The sequence below is a fragment of the Thalassolituus sp. UBA2590 genome, from assembly GCF_002339775.1.
In the GTDB taxonomy this organism is placed as follows: domain Bacteria; phylum Pseudomonadota; class Gammaproteobacteria; order Pseudomonadales; family Oceanobacteraceae; genus Thalassolituus.
This window is the reverse complement of record NZ_DDKU01000127.1, coordinates 1-12,948: the sequence shown is the minus strand read 5'-3', so window position 1 is coordinate 12,948 and position 12,948 is coordinate 1. Positions and strand designations below refer to the sequence as shown.

Below are 12,948 nucleotides of genomic sequence, written 5' to 3'. Positions count from 1 at the left end.
TTATCCCTGGTCTTTCTCCTCCATGACAGCCGAGTGAAACCGCGTATTCGCTGCCTGGCCAGCTGATAGAGGCACTGGTTCTCAGTGGTTGTTCATGGATGTGAAGGCGGGTTGTTTCTGCGCTTTCAGGGATATAAAAAAGCTCTGGTCTTTTTTCGACCGTTTTTCTGAATTTAGAAAAAGATGCAGGAAAGTCGTTCAGTAAGGTGGCCATTTGTGCCTGACTGAAGAGTGTCTGACTTTCGTAGGTCACCAGATCAATGTCGTATTCTTTAACCGCTTCCAGCCACTCTTGTTCTTCAGGGGCCTGCGCATCCGAGGTGAGCAGCCTTATGTCGCCACACAGTTCATCTCTGAGTCGAGTAATGATGTCGACTGGGTGACCATGATACATATTGAAGTTAATGGTCTGATCTTCAAGCTGTCGATGAAGATCAATCAATGAGGCTCGCAGGAAATGTGCTTTCGCGCTTCCCAGCCTACTCATGCCATCATCATCTGTATTCAGCCAATGCTCAGGTAAAATATAAATGACAGCGAGAGGCGCGCCATATTCGACGGCCAGCCGAAACCCCTCATGATCATGCAGGCGCAGATCATTCCGCAGCCATAATACTTGAGTCGTCTTTTGCATCAGAACTCGTCCTCCACACTCGCGCTGGCGCACAGATTTGCAGCGGGTGTTGATTTAGCAGCGCGCTTACAGCGCTGTGAGCAATAGTGCACGTTTTCCCAGTCACGCGCCCATTTTCTCCGCCAGCAAAAAGGGCGTTTGCAATAGGCACAGTTTTTCTCTGGAAGATTTACTTTTTTATGGGGCATATCAAAGCTCGTCCAGTCGATTGAGAAGGTCATCCGCACGGGCAATGATTCGGTCTTTCTTGTCGTCTTTCATTTTGTCCAAGGTCCGGTAAATCATTCCCATACGGTGGTTGTTTTTGAAATCCTCACGGTGACGGTCGATAAAATGCCAGTACAGACTGTTAAAGGGACAACTGTCTTCCTCCACCTGAGTTTTGACTGAGTAATGGCATTGCGAGCAGTAATCCGACATTTTATGAATGTAGTTTCCGGAAGCTGCATAGGGCTTGCTCCCCAGATATCCACCGTCGGCATGCATGACCATGCCAAGTGTGTTGGGAAGCTCAACCCAGTCGTAGGCATCGGCGTATACCGCGAGATACCAGTCACAGATTTCTTCAGGTTTAATTCCGGTAAGTAACGCGAAGTTACCCGTGACCATTAAGCGCTGAATATGATGTGCGTAGGCATGATCAAATGTGTTTTTAAAACAGTCGGCCATGCAGGCCATCTTCGTATCGCCATCCCAGTAATAGCGGGGCAGTGAGCGCTTGTTCTTCAGCGTGTTCTGTTTCGCGTATCGGGGCATGTGAAGCCAGTAAATACCTCGCACGTACTCGCGCCAGCCGATAATCTGGCGAATAAAGCCTTCTACTGCATTCAGGGGGGCACGATCTTCGTCCCAGGCACGTTGGGCAGCATCACATACTTGTTTCGCTGTCAGTAATCCGCAGTTCAGGTAGGGAGAGAGCAGGCTATGAAACAAGGCTTTTTCACCGCGCACCATAGCGTCCTGAAAATCACCGAAATTGCTGAGGCAATGCTGAATAAAAAAGCCTAGCGCGGTTGAAGCCTGGCTTCTTGTAGTCGCCCAGTGAAATTCATCGAGCGAACCTGGGTGATCTGCGAAGTTCTTTTCGACCAGTTCTATGACTTCACGGTCGATATCATCGCGTTCAAACACAGGAGGGTTAGGAAAGGGAGTTTTGCCATCCCACTTTTTGCGGTTATCGGCGTCGTAATTCCATTGTCCGCCCTCTGGGTTGTCGTCTTTCATCAGGTAACCGGTTTTACGGCGCATTTCCCGATAAAAGTATTCCATACGTAGTTGCTTGCGACCGTCGGCCCAGTCTGTGAACTCTTTTGTTGTGGCGATAAAGCGATCGTCGCCATACACATCGACCGGGATGTTCAGTGATTTTGACCATTCCCGGTCCATCGCATTCTGCAAACGGTATTCACCACATTGGGTCAGGATCAGGCGCTCAGCCGAATACTCTTTTGCATAGTGCTTCACTACGTCGAACAGGGATTTGAAGTTTCCCTGACTGTTGTATTCGTAGTAATCCACCTGCCACCCCGCATCTCTCAACTCCTGTGCAAAATGGCGCATGGCGCTGAAGAGCAGAGCGATCTTCTGTTTGTGGTGTTTTACGTAGGTGGCCTCATCGCGGACTTCGGCCATGATCAGCCGGTCCACCTTCGGATCGAGAACGCGAAGGCTTGCGAGGTCGTGTGTCAGCTGGTCGCCGAGAATCAGCCCGAGGTGCATAAGTTATACATTTCTACGTTGTTTGGTATAACTAATGTATAACTATATGGCTGGATTTGCCAGTGTGCGAGTCCGTCAACGACGCGGGTTGCGACGGTTCATCCGTCAGATCTCAGTAAATTCCTGCTGTAAAGTGCTGATAAGCCACTCCAGTGCGAGGTCATCGCCCCGCAAGGAAGATGTGATAATGTCGACATCAAACGGTGGTATCGGCAGAGGCAGCGAAGCCAGCGCGATAGGTAGCAGCCCTGCATACTGGTCGGCCATGCGTTTTGGCAGCACTACGACCATATCGTTGCCAATGATGAGATGCGTGGCGCCAAGGTAATTGGGCGTGACAAGAACGATCTCACGCTCAAGGTTGTTATCGTCCAGCCACATATCGACAACCCCCCGGTGTTGCCCACCCGATACCCATATGTGGCGTAAGCCAAGAAATCGTTCCAGATCCAGCCCGGAGGTCAGGTCCAGTTGCTGTGGGTCATAGGCGACAACCAGATCCTCCTTCAGAAATCCTGTGCGGCGAATGCGGGGCGGCAGCTCTCCGAAGCGTCCGATGCACAGGTCTAAGTTGCCATCTTCAAGCGCTTTCGTCGGCGTATCCGGTGGCAGATCAAGAATGTCGAATTCGATTCCGGGCGCCGTTGTGCGCATGTAAGCCAATAAACGTGGCATCAGCGCCAGTTCGGCGTAGTCTGTAGTCGCTATCCGAAAACGGCGGCGGCTGGATTGAGGATCAAATTGATGACCGCCGGACAACGTGGTCTCGATTTGTTGAATGGCCTGACGTATCGGCCCTTCCAATGATAATGCCAGTGCCGTCGGTTGCATGCCCTGTGCGGTGCGGATCAGCAGTTGATCGTCGAGCAGGCTGCGCAGGCGGTTGAGAGCATTGCTGATGGCCGGCTGGCTCAGAGCCAGCTGGTCGGCGACCCGCGATACGTTGCGCTCGCGCATGAGGGCGTCAAAGATGACCAGCAGGTTGAGGTCAAAGTTGCGGATATTCATCATCACAATAAGCTATATCACTATGTTTAATTTCATGTGCTTCTTCAATCTTGGTCAGAATGAGCCCAGAAGCTGATCGAATAAGCATAACAACTCAATAGTAACCCGGATAACAATCCGGACAGGCAAGGTATATGACTCAAGCGAATCTCCCCTCAAGCGTAAACGACATCCAGCAGGTTGCAGTGATTGGTGCGGGCACCATGGGCCGCGGCATTGCTATCTCATTCGCGAATGCAGGCATCAAAGTGACTCTGCTCGACCTGAACGAAGACGTACGGGCGCAAGCTATGAGCTACATCGAAGGCATCTATGCCGGCATGGTAAAGCGTGAGCGTATCACTCAGGCTCAGGCGGACGAGCGCCTGGCCTGCTTCAGCCTGAGCGGAGACTACGCTGACATTGCCGATGTGCAGCTCGCGATTGAAGCGGTCTACGAAAATATCGACCTGAAAAAAACCATCTTCAAGCAGTTGGATGAAACGCTGAATGCGAACGCTATCCTTGCGACCAACACGTCATATCTCGATGTTGATGCCATTGCCGCGGCGACTTCACGCCCAGAGCAGGTACTCGGTCTGCACTTCTTCAGCCCAGCACACATTATGAAGCTGCTTGAGATTGTTCGCGGTGAGAAGACTGCTCCTGCGGTACTGCAGCTGGCTGAAGATCTTGGCCAACATATCGGTAAGGTTGCTGTCGTTGCCGGAAACTGCCATGGCTTTATCGGTAACCGCATGCTGGAGCCTTATGTGTTTCAGGCGCGCCGCCTGCTGTTAGAGGGCGCACTGCCAGCGCAGGTCGATAGCGCATTGCAGAACTTTGGTATGGCGATGGGCCCGTTCCGTATGTACGACGTTGTCGGTATTGATCTGGAGTGGCGCTCGCGTCAGCTCTCGGGAGTGCAGCTCCCTGAAGGCTCTCCTGAAGAACTGAATGTCCGTGTGGACAACCAGCTTTGTGAACAGGAGCGCTTCGGTCAGAAATCCGGCAAAGGATACTACCGCTACGAAAAAGGCAGCCGTGAGGCCATCGTCGACGAATCGGTTGAAGCATTGATAGTCGAAACTTCAGAAAAAGCCGGCTTTACCCGCCGAGATATCAGCGATGAGGAAATCGTTGATCGCTGCATTCTTGCGCTGGTGAACGAAGGCGCAAAAATCCTCGAAGAAGGCATTGCCCGTAACAGTGCCGATATCGATAAGGTCTACCTGAATGGTTACGGCTTCCCGAAAGAGCGCGGCGGCCCGATGGCATACGCTGATGGATGTGGCCTGGCCGAGATTCTCGCACGGACTGAAGCCCTGGCTGAAAAATTTGGAGAAGCTTGTGCAGCGGCGCCCCTGCTGAAAAAGCTCGCCGAAAGTGGCGGTAAGTTTTCAGATATCGCTAACTGATACCCAGAAAATAATAAATTAAAAACAGGTTACAGATATGACAGCCTATAAAGCTCCTTTGCAGGATATGCGTTTCGTATTGCACGAAGTACTCGACGCTACTTCACATTTTGCCCGCCTAGGTCGTGACGATCTGACAGCGGAGATAGTCGATGCCGTACTGGAAGAAGGCGCAAAATTTAATGAAGGCGTACTGGCGCCACTGAATCGCAGTGGTGATGAAGAAGGCATCACATTTAAAGACGGTGAAGTCACCACACCAGAAGGCTTTGCTGATGCTTATCGTCAGTTCTGCGAGAACGGCTGGGCCTCAATGACCGGCGGCGAAGATTTCGGCGGGCAGGGCTTCCCGGTCTCTATGGCAGCGCCATTCCAGGAAATGATGATGAGTGCTAATTTATCATTTCGCGTGTATACCGGCCTGACCGACGGTGCTGTGTTTGCGTTGAATATGCACGGCACTGACGAGTTGAAAACTACCTACCTGCCGAAAATGATTTCTGGTGAATGGACTGGCACCATGTGCCTGACCGAACCGCACGCCGGCACAGACCTGGCGCTGCTGCGTACCAAAGCCGAGCCTCAGGCCGATGGCAGTTATGCGATTTCCGGCACCAAAATCTTTATCAGTGGTGGCGAGCAGGATTTCACCGATAACATTGTTCATCTGGTGCTGGCACGTCTGCCGGATGCTCCGGCGGGTGTAAAAGGTATTTCGCTTTTCCTCGTACCTAAGATGCTTGAAGATGGCAGCCGCAACGGCGTTGCCTGTGGTTCTGTTGAGCACAAAATGGGGATTAAGGCGGCGGCCACCTGTGTGATGAATTTCGATGGCGCCAAAGGCTGGTTGATCGGCACAGAAAATCGCGGCCTGGCGTGTATGTTTACTATGATGAACGACGCTCGTTTTCAGGTCGGTTTGCAAGGCCTCGGCGTTGCCGAAATGGCGTATCAGGGCGCGGTGGAATACGCGATTGATCGTTTGCAGTCGCGTTCACTGACTGGCCCGAAAGCCCCTGAAAAACCGGCTGACCCGATTATTGTGCACCCGGATGTACGCCGTATGCTGCTGACGCAGAAAACCTTAGTTGAGGGGTGTCGTATCCTGGCGTATGAAGCCGCCCAGTATCTGGATATGGAACAGCACCACCCAGACGCTGAAGAGCGCGAAAAAGCCGCTGTGCGTGCAGCTCTTCTGATTCCGGTCGTGAAATCTTTCCTCACTGATATGAGCGCAGAGGCCGCGAACATCGGCATGCAGGTATATGGCGGTCATGGCTTTATACGCGAATGGGATATGGAGCAGCTGGTGCGCGATGGTCGAATTACCCAGATTTATGAAGGTACCAACGGCATTCAGGCGCTGGATCTGATGCGTCGTAAAGTCATGGGCGATCAGGGGGCTGAGCTGTCGCGCCTGCAGGACGAAATCGACGCCTTATGCGAGGCCAACGATCTGCACGAATCCCTGCGTGAGCAGGTCGCAGCACTGACTTCAGCGAACGCCCACTGGCGCAAACTGGCACAGGATATTATTCAGCGCGCAGCTGATAACCCGGAAGAAATCGGCGCCTGTGCGACGGATTTTCTGAATTTCTCATCCTATGTACTTCTGGCTTATGGCTGGTTACGTATGGCGTTAACAGCGCAGAAAAAACTCGATGACGGCTCTGGCGACAGCGCCTTTTATGAGGCAAAGCTGGCGTCGTCGCGTTTCTACTTTGAGCGTATTTTACCGCGTGCTGAATTGCACCGTCAGGTACTGCAATCGTCGGCGGATAACCTGTTTGGGCTGACCGCTGAACAATTTGTGCGCCAGTAACCTGAGACGTAAAAAGGAGAATAATAATGACAGCATTTACCTTTACGACGACCCGTACCATCATCAACGAGCCGGGTTCGGCCCGACGCCTTGCCGCTATCTGTGAAGAGCAGGGCGCTCGTAGTGTGATGCTGGTGACTGACCCGGGCATTATCAGTATTGGCTTGCTTGAGGACGTACTGCCAGCATTTTCAGAATCGGGTATTCAGTTAACACTGTTTAAAGACGTTGAAGCCGACCCGGCTGACAGCACGGTCATCGACGCCGCGAATCAGGCGCGTGCTGCTAAAGCCGATTATGTGGTGGGATTTGGCGGTGGTAGCTCGATGGATGTCGCCAAGCTGGTGGCCTTACTGGCTCACCCAGAGTGCAAACAGCCGTTAAGCGATATGTACGGTGTTGGCAATGCACGTGGTAAACGTCTGCCTTTATTGCAGGTGCCGACCACCGCTGGCACAGGGTCTGAAGTCACACCGATTGCGATTGTGACCACAGGCGCGACGACCAAGGCAGGTGTGGTATCGCCGGTATTGCAGCCCGACATTGCTCTATTAGACGCGGAGCTGACCAAAGGCCTGCCAGCGCATGTGACGGCGGCCACCGGTATCGATGCCATGGTGCACGCGATCGAGGCGTATACCTCAGTGCACAAGAAAAACCCTGTATCCGATATGCTGGCTAAAGAAGCATTGCGGTTACTGTCGTCAAATTTAATGGCTGCGGTCAACGAAGGGCATAACCTGGAAGCACGCAGCAATATGTTGCTCGGTGCACTATACGCGGGTCAGGCATTTGCTAATGCGCCAGTGGCGGCAGTGCATGCGCTGGCGTATCCGCTGGGAGGTCATTTTCATATTCCGCATGGTCTGAGTAATTCCCTCGTACTGCCGCACGTGATGCGGTTTAACTCAGTGGATAAACAGGCGGCAGCACAGTACGCGGAATTAGCGCCCTATATTATGGGAGCTGATTTCTCAGAAACATCAGCCGGGAGCAGCGCTGAGGAGGTTACTAACACTCTGATCGCCTGGCTTGAACAGCGCATCAAAGAGACGGGCCTGCCGATGACGTTGCGTGAATGTGATATTCCGGAGGATGCCATTCCCATGCTCGCCAGCGAAGCCATGCTGCAACAACGTTTGCTCATTAATAATCCGCGCGAAGTTAGCGAAGCGGATGCTCTGGCTATTTATACCGCCGCTTATTAATTTGAAAAAGGATGACCCATGAGCAGTGAAAAGCCGCTGTTACGCAGTGATTATAAAAAATTCGTACCCATCACGACGCGCTGGATGGATAACGATATTTACGGTCATGTGAATAACGTTACCTATTACTCTTACTTCGACTCTGCGGTTAACCGTCATTTAATCGAAGAGGGCGGGCTGGATATTCACGATGCACCGATTGTTGGTTTTGTGGTGAATTCGCATTGCAATTACTTAGCGCCGATTGCGTATCCTGACGCCATTGAAGTGGGCTTGCGGGTTAACAAACTGGGCAACAGCTCGGTGACTTACGGTGTGGCCATATTTAAAGAAGGCGAAGAGCAGGCCTGTGCCTTTGGCGACTTTATTCATGTGTTTGTGGAACGCGCGGCGAATAAATCCGTCCCAATACCTGAACCGATACGAAATGCACTCTCGCAACTGGTGATCTGATATGAGTAAGACCTATCCCTATTATCTCGCAGGCGAAGCGGTATACGCCAATACAGACCTGAAAGTCACCGATAAATACAGCGGCGAAGTGGCCTACGAAGTACCACTGGCGACGCCGGATGTTCTCGATGAAGCCATCGCCGCCGCCGAAGGCGCAGCCGAGGCAATGCGTAATATGACGGTGTACGAACGTCAGGCCGTCCTTCAGCACTGCGTAAAACGCTTTACTGAGCGCGCGGACGAACTGGCAGAAGCGCTTTGCATTGAAGCCGGTAAGCCAATTAATGATGCAAAAGGCGAAGTCGGCCGCCTGATCGACACCTTTAAAATTGCCGCAGAAGAAACACCGCGCATGCTCGGTGAGACACTGCCTCTGGATATCAGCCCGCGTGCCAAAGGCTATCGTGGTATGACTCAGCGCGTGCCGATTGGCCCGTGTGCCTTTATCAGCCCGTTTAACTTTCCGCTGAATCTCGCTGCACACAAAGTCGCTCCTGCGATTGCAGCGGGTTGTCCGTTCGTATTAAAACCAGCCAGCATGACGCCGATTGGCGCTCTGGTGATTGGTGAAATTCTCGCAGAAACTGATTTGCCTGAGGGCGCGTTTTCTATTCTGCCGTGTCGCCGTGACAGTGCCGACATGCTCACAGAGGATGAGCGCCTGAAGCTTCTGAGCTTTACCGGTTCTCCTGAAGTTGGCTGGGCTTTGAAAGCCCGTGCTGGTAAAAAGCCGGTCGTGCTGGAACTCGGCGGCAACGCTGCGTGTGTTGTCGATAACGACTGGGACCTCGATGATGCGGTTGCCCGTGTCATCATCGGTGCTTTCTACCAGTCGGGTCAGAGCTGCATCGGTGTTCAGCGCTTGTATGTCCACAGCGATGTGTATGACACGTTCAAAGAAAAACTGCTGACTAAAACCAAGGCACTGAAAAGTGGCGATCCGAAAGATCCGGAAACCTTTATCGGCCCGATGATTTCAGAAGGCGAAGCGGAGCGTCTGCACGGCTGGATCAAAGACGCACTGGACCGCGGTGCAACCCTGCTGTGTGGCGGTGAGCGTGACGGCAATATGCTGCAGGCATCCTTACTGGAAAACGTACCAGCGGATTGCGAACTCAGCGCGGAAGAAGCGTTTGGGCCAGTGGCTATTTTAGAGCCGTTTGATGATTACGACGCTGTTCTGAAAAAAGTAAACGACAGCCGTTACGGTCTGCAGGCGGGTATCTTCACCCGTGATCTGTATAAAGCACAGAAAGCTTGGGACGAACTGGAAGTCGGTGGTGTCGTGATTGGTGATGTGCCGAGCTGGCGCGTCGACCATATGCCATACGGCGGTGTAAAAGACTCAGGCATTGGCCGGGAGGGCATTCGCTATGCTCTTGAAGATATGACAGAGTTGCGCCTGATGGTAGTGCGCACGCCGCAGTAACGGAAATGCAGACCAAAAAAAGCGCAGTCGGTTTCCCGACTGCGCTTTTTTATGCATCACGTTCTGATTACAGAGCGACGATGTTCTCAGCCTGAGGGCCTTTCTGACCTTGAGTTACAGTGAACTCAACACGCTGGCCTTCAGCCAGAGTTTTAAAGCCAGAACCAGTGATCGCGCTGAAGTGAGCGAAAACGTCAGGGCCAGATTCCTGCTCGATGAAGCCGAAACCTTTAGATTCGTTGAACCATTTTACTGTGCCAGTTGTTTTATCAGACATAATTTGTACCTTTCGGATTGTATTCAGTGGTGTCCCTCATGACACAAAGCCACGCTGAGGACGATAAAGCATGAAATAAGGCTGAACTTAGAAACTACAAACCGAGGTATTACAGCTAACTGACATCGAGATGGAGTATTTAGACAGGAGACTTTCTTTCTTGCCAGATGGACTATGGGCCGGGATGGACGTTCTGTCAATATTTATTGGCTAAACAGTACGTGTGGGTAACAAAAAATTCACTTTTCCTGCCAGTTGAGGGCGAACTCAGGCTGGCAGGATGGAAAACAGCGGGGGGATCAGTCGATCAGGCCAAAGCTGATGATGTTCCAGAAGCTGCGGCGATCAACATCCGCCAGCCCACTTTCCTCCAGTTGGCCGTCCACCAGTTGAGGGTGGTCTGGGTAGTTGAGTTTAAGAAGGGCAAGCGACTTGTCAGCCAGCTCGTCCATTTCAAGCAACTTGTAGGCTTCGGTCATGATCGCCAGTGCATCTTTAACATACGGTGTCTTCTGATAGTGGATCAGGACTTCTTCGCAGCGGTTCGCAGCAGCCAGATAGGCGTGACGCTTCATATAATATTTAGCGACGTTGATCTGGTAGCTGGCCAGACGCTCACGCAGGTAGATCATACGGGCGCGGGCATCCGCGTTGTACTCGCTGTCAGGGAAGCGGCGCAGCAACTCAGAGAAATACGCGAATGAATCCTGCAGGGGCACCGGGTTACGGTACTCTGTTTCATCACTCAGGTAGCGCTCGACGAAGGCAAAACCCAGCTCATAGGTTGCCAGACCGCGCATATAGTAAGCGTAATCAACTTTCGGGTGTTGCGGGTGAAGACGGATAAAGCGTTCAGATTTGGCCAGAACACCTTCCATGTCTGACATCTTGAAGCTGACGTAAATCAGCTCAAGCTGAGCTTGCTCTGCGTACTGGCCGAACGGATACTCGCTTTCGAGTCGCTTCAGGCGGTCTTCTGCGATCAGCATGTTATCGTCGTCGATGGCCTCGCGGGCTTCTTCGTAGTACTCGGCTTCGGTGCGTACTTCACGTTCAGGGTTCGAAGAGCAGGCGCTCAGGCCGGCTGAAAGAAAAGACGCTGTGATCAGTGCCAACAGGATGGACTTTATGGAGTGCATTCTCATACATCTATATAATTTCGCGATACGCCGTATTAGAACACACCTGCGCGTCATCATCATCCGTCGCGCACATTAAAGGTTTCCTATGTCTGACCAGATAGACCACACCATTGAAGTTCCCTATGAAGAGGGTAACAAACGCCTTGATCAGGTGGCCGCCAAGCTGTTCCCTGATTACTCACGCTCGCGCCTGCAGCAATGGATCAAAGATGGCCAGCTGCTGGTGAACGGCAAATCTGTCCGGGGGCGCGATAAGGTGGTTGGTGGTGAGACCCTGACCTTAACCGCCGAGCTGGAGGCTGAGGGCGAATGGGAGCCAGAAGATATCCCGCTGGATATCGTCTACGAGGATGATGACATTCTGGTATTGAACAAACCCACTAACCTCGTGGTGCATCCTGCCGCGGGTAATCGCACCGGCACCTTACTCAATGGTTTGCTCTTCCACTGCCCTGACCTGATCAATATTCCGCGCGCGGGCATTGTTCATCGTCTTGATAAAGACACCACGGGTCTGATGGTGGTCGCCAAGACATTACAGGCGCAGACGCACTTAGTCGCTCAGCTGCAGGACCGCAGTATGGGGCGAGAGTACGAGGCGGTAGTGCAGGGGCACATGGTTGCGGGTGGTACGGTCGACGAGCCGATTGGCCGCCACGGCACGCAGCGCACCAAGATGGCCGTTAGCCCTATGGGTAAAGAAGCGGTCACTCACTATCGTGTCTTGCATAAGTTTCCGTCGCATACCTACATTCGCTGCAAGCTGGAAACTGGCCGCACGCATCAGATTCGTGTGCACATGTCGCATATCAGCCACCCTCTCGTTGGTGATGCTACGTACGCTGCCCGCACCCGATTAAAGAAAGGCGTCAGCCCAGAGTTACGCGAAATGCTGGCAAAATTTCCACGACAGGCACTTCATGCAAAAGCCCTGACGCTGATTCACCCGCGTACCGAAGAAATCATGGAATGGGAAATCGAACTCCCGGATGACTTTGTTGAACTGCTGAATACACTGGCCGACGACGAAGCCCTGCAGGACGACTATTAATGATCGACCTGCACGAACCCAAATGGTCATTGCCGGAAGGCGTTCACGCATACTATTCGGGTCGGCGCGGCGGCGTTTCGTTAGCGCCGTATAACGGATTTAACCTTGGCGATCATGTGGGTGACTTATCCGAATCCGTGGCCGCTAATCGAGCGACGCTACTCGATGCTTTACCCGGCGTTTCCGGCATCCAGTGGCTGAAGCAGGTGCATGGTGTTGAGGTATTTCAGGCAACCGCTGACTCACTCAGAATAATTCCAGAAGCCGATGCGGCTGCCACCACAGAAGCAGGTATCGCCTGCGCTGTGATGACGGCCGACTGTCTGCCTGTGTTGTTCTGTGATCAGAGCGGCGACAAGATCGCGGCTGCCCATGCTGGTTGGCGTGGCCTGGCTTCGGGCGTCTTGCTCAACACTCTTAAAGAGTTCTCTGATGTGTCTCAGGTAAGTGCTTACTTATGCCCGGCGATCGGGTTTGAAGCCTTCGAAGTTGGCCCTGAAGTTAAAGGAGCCTTTCCCGATGCGCCTGAAACCTGCTTCCGCAACGGAGAGGGAGATCGCTGGTATGCAGATCTTTTTGAGCTGGCTCGTTGGCAGCTCATCCGTGCGGGCATTGGCAGTGTGCACGGAGGAGGGATCTGCACTTTCGAAGACGAAAGTGGGTATTTTTCTTATCGTCGTGATGGTGTCACCGGCCGTCAAGTCAGTCTGATCTGGAAAGCGTAAAACCTGCCCCGTTTTCAGACTGGATAATACCGTTGCTGAAACCTTATTAAATACAGTGATAAAAACCGGCCTGAGCCTTGATT

Annotated in this window: 13 protein-coding genes; 7 read left to right on the top strand and 6 right to left on the bottom strand. The window is 52.6% G+C overall.

Annotation, left to right across the window (positions count from 1 at the left end; genetic code table 11):
• The 4 genes from B2067_RS11130 to B2067_RS11115 form a co-directional block, all read right to left on the bottom strand.
• Positions 1–634: deoxyribodipyrimidine photo-lyase (locus B2067_RS11130; RefSeq protein WP_301388497.1), on the bottom strand; the 634-nt coding region annotated here is incomplete at its 3' end.
• Complete coding sequence (locus B2067_RS11125) at positions 634–822, bottom strand: DUF2256 domain-containing protein (RefSeq protein WP_076515256.1); 189 nt, start codon at positions 820–822, stop codon at positions 634–636. The genes B2067_RS11130 and B2067_RS11125, both read right to left, overlap by 1 nt.
• 1 nt (position 823) lies before the next feature.
• Positions 824–2,353 carry a cryptochrome/photolyase family protein gene (locus B2067_RS11120; RefSeq protein ID WP_301388495.1) on the bottom strand — a complete coding sequence of 510 codons (1,530 nt, stop codon included), beginning with the start codon at positions 2,351–2,353 and terminating at the stop codon, positions 824–826.
• 105 nt (positions 2,354–2,458) lie between these two features.
• Positions 2,459–3,364 (bottom strand): LysR family transcriptional regulator, encoded by a 906-nt coding sequence (locus tag B2067_RS11115; RefSeq protein ID WP_301378011.1) that lies wholly within the window; start codon positions 3,362–3,364, stop codon positions 2,459–2,461.
• Between the two features lie 131 nt (positions 3,365–3,495).
• On the opposite strand from B2067_RS11115, the gene B2067_RS11110 reads away from it, so the two are divergent.
• The 5 genes from B2067_RS11110 to B2067_RS11090 are packed head-to-tail and all read left to right on the top strand — an operon-like array spanning position 3,496 to position 9,670.
• On the top strand, positions 3,496–4,758 hold the full coding sequence (locus tag B2067_RS11110; RefSeq protein WP_301388493.1) for a 3-hydroxyacyl-CoA dehydrogenase: 1,263 nt from the start codon (positions 3,496–3,498) through the stop codon (positions 4,756–4,758).
• 37 nt (positions 4,759–4,795) lie between these two features.
• Positions 4,796–6,580 carry an acyl-CoA dehydrogenase C-terminal domain-containing protein gene (locus B2067_RS11105; RefSeq protein ID WP_301388491.1) on the top strand — a complete coding sequence of 595 codons (1,785 nt, stop codon included), beginning with the start codon at positions 4,796–4,798 and terminating at the stop codon, positions 6,578–6,580.
• Positions 6,581–6,606: 26 nt separating this feature from the next.
• Positions 6,607–7,788: an iron-containing alcohol dehydrogenase gene (locus B2067_RS11100; RefSeq protein ID WP_301388488.1), complete on the top strand. Its 1,182-nt coding sequence runs from the start codon at positions 6,607–6,609 to the stop codon at positions 7,786–7,788.
• An 18-nt stretch (positions 7,789–7,806) separates the two neighbouring features.
• Positions 7,807–8,241 carry an acyl-CoA thioesterase gene (locus B2067_RS11095; protein WP_301180515.1) on the top strand — a complete coding sequence of 145 codons (435 nt, stop codon included), beginning with the start codon at positions 7,807–7,809 and terminating at the stop codon, positions 8,239–8,241.
• Between the two features lies 1 nt (position 8,242).
• The gene (locus tag B2067_RS11090) at positions 8,243–9,670 is read left to right on the top strand and encodes an aldehyde dehydrogenase family protein (protein ID WP_301388487.1); all 1,428 of its coding nucleotides are present in this window, start codon (positions 8,243–8,245) and stop codon (positions 9,668–9,670) included.
• 67 nt (positions 9,671–9,737) lie between these two features.
• Here the strand turns inward: B2067_RS11090 and B2067_RS11085 are convergent, their stop codons facing one another.
• Together B2067_RS11085 and B2067_RS11080 are read right to left on the bottom strand one after the other, a co-directional pair.
• Positions 9,738–9,947 carry a cold-shock protein gene (locus B2067_RS11085; protein WP_068440070.1) on the bottom strand — a complete coding sequence of 70 codons (210 nt, stop codon included), beginning with the start codon at positions 9,945–9,947 and terminating at the stop codon, positions 9,738–9,740.
• A gap of 299 nt (positions 9,948–10,246) precedes the next feature.
• Positions 10,247–11,086 (bottom strand): outer membrane protein assembly factor BamD, encoded by an 840-nt coding sequence (locus tag B2067_RS11080; RefSeq protein WP_301388486.1) that lies wholly within the window; start codon positions 11,084–11,086, stop codon positions 10,247–10,249.
• A gap of 88 nt (positions 11,087–11,174) precedes the next feature.
• Here B2067_RS11080 and rluD point away from each other — a divergent pair, with 88 nt between their 5' ends.
• Positions 11,175–12,140 carry a 23S rRNA pseudouridine(1911/1915/1917) synthase RluD gene (rluD, locus tag B2067_RS11075; protein ID WP_068440073.1) on the top strand — a complete coding sequence of 322 codons (966 nt, stop codon included), beginning with the start codon at positions 11,175–11,177 and terminating at the stop codon, positions 12,138–12,140.
• Positions 12,140–12,865 carry a peptidoglycan editing factor PgeF gene (gene pgeF / locus B2067_RS11070; RefSeq protein ID WP_301388485.1) on the top strand — a complete coding sequence of 242 codons (726 nt, stop codon included), beginning with the start codon at positions 12,140–12,142 and terminating at the stop codon, positions 12,863–12,865. Before rluD ends, pgeF begins: the two co-directional genes overlap by 1 nt.
• Positions 12,866–12,948: the final 83 nt, after the last annotated feature.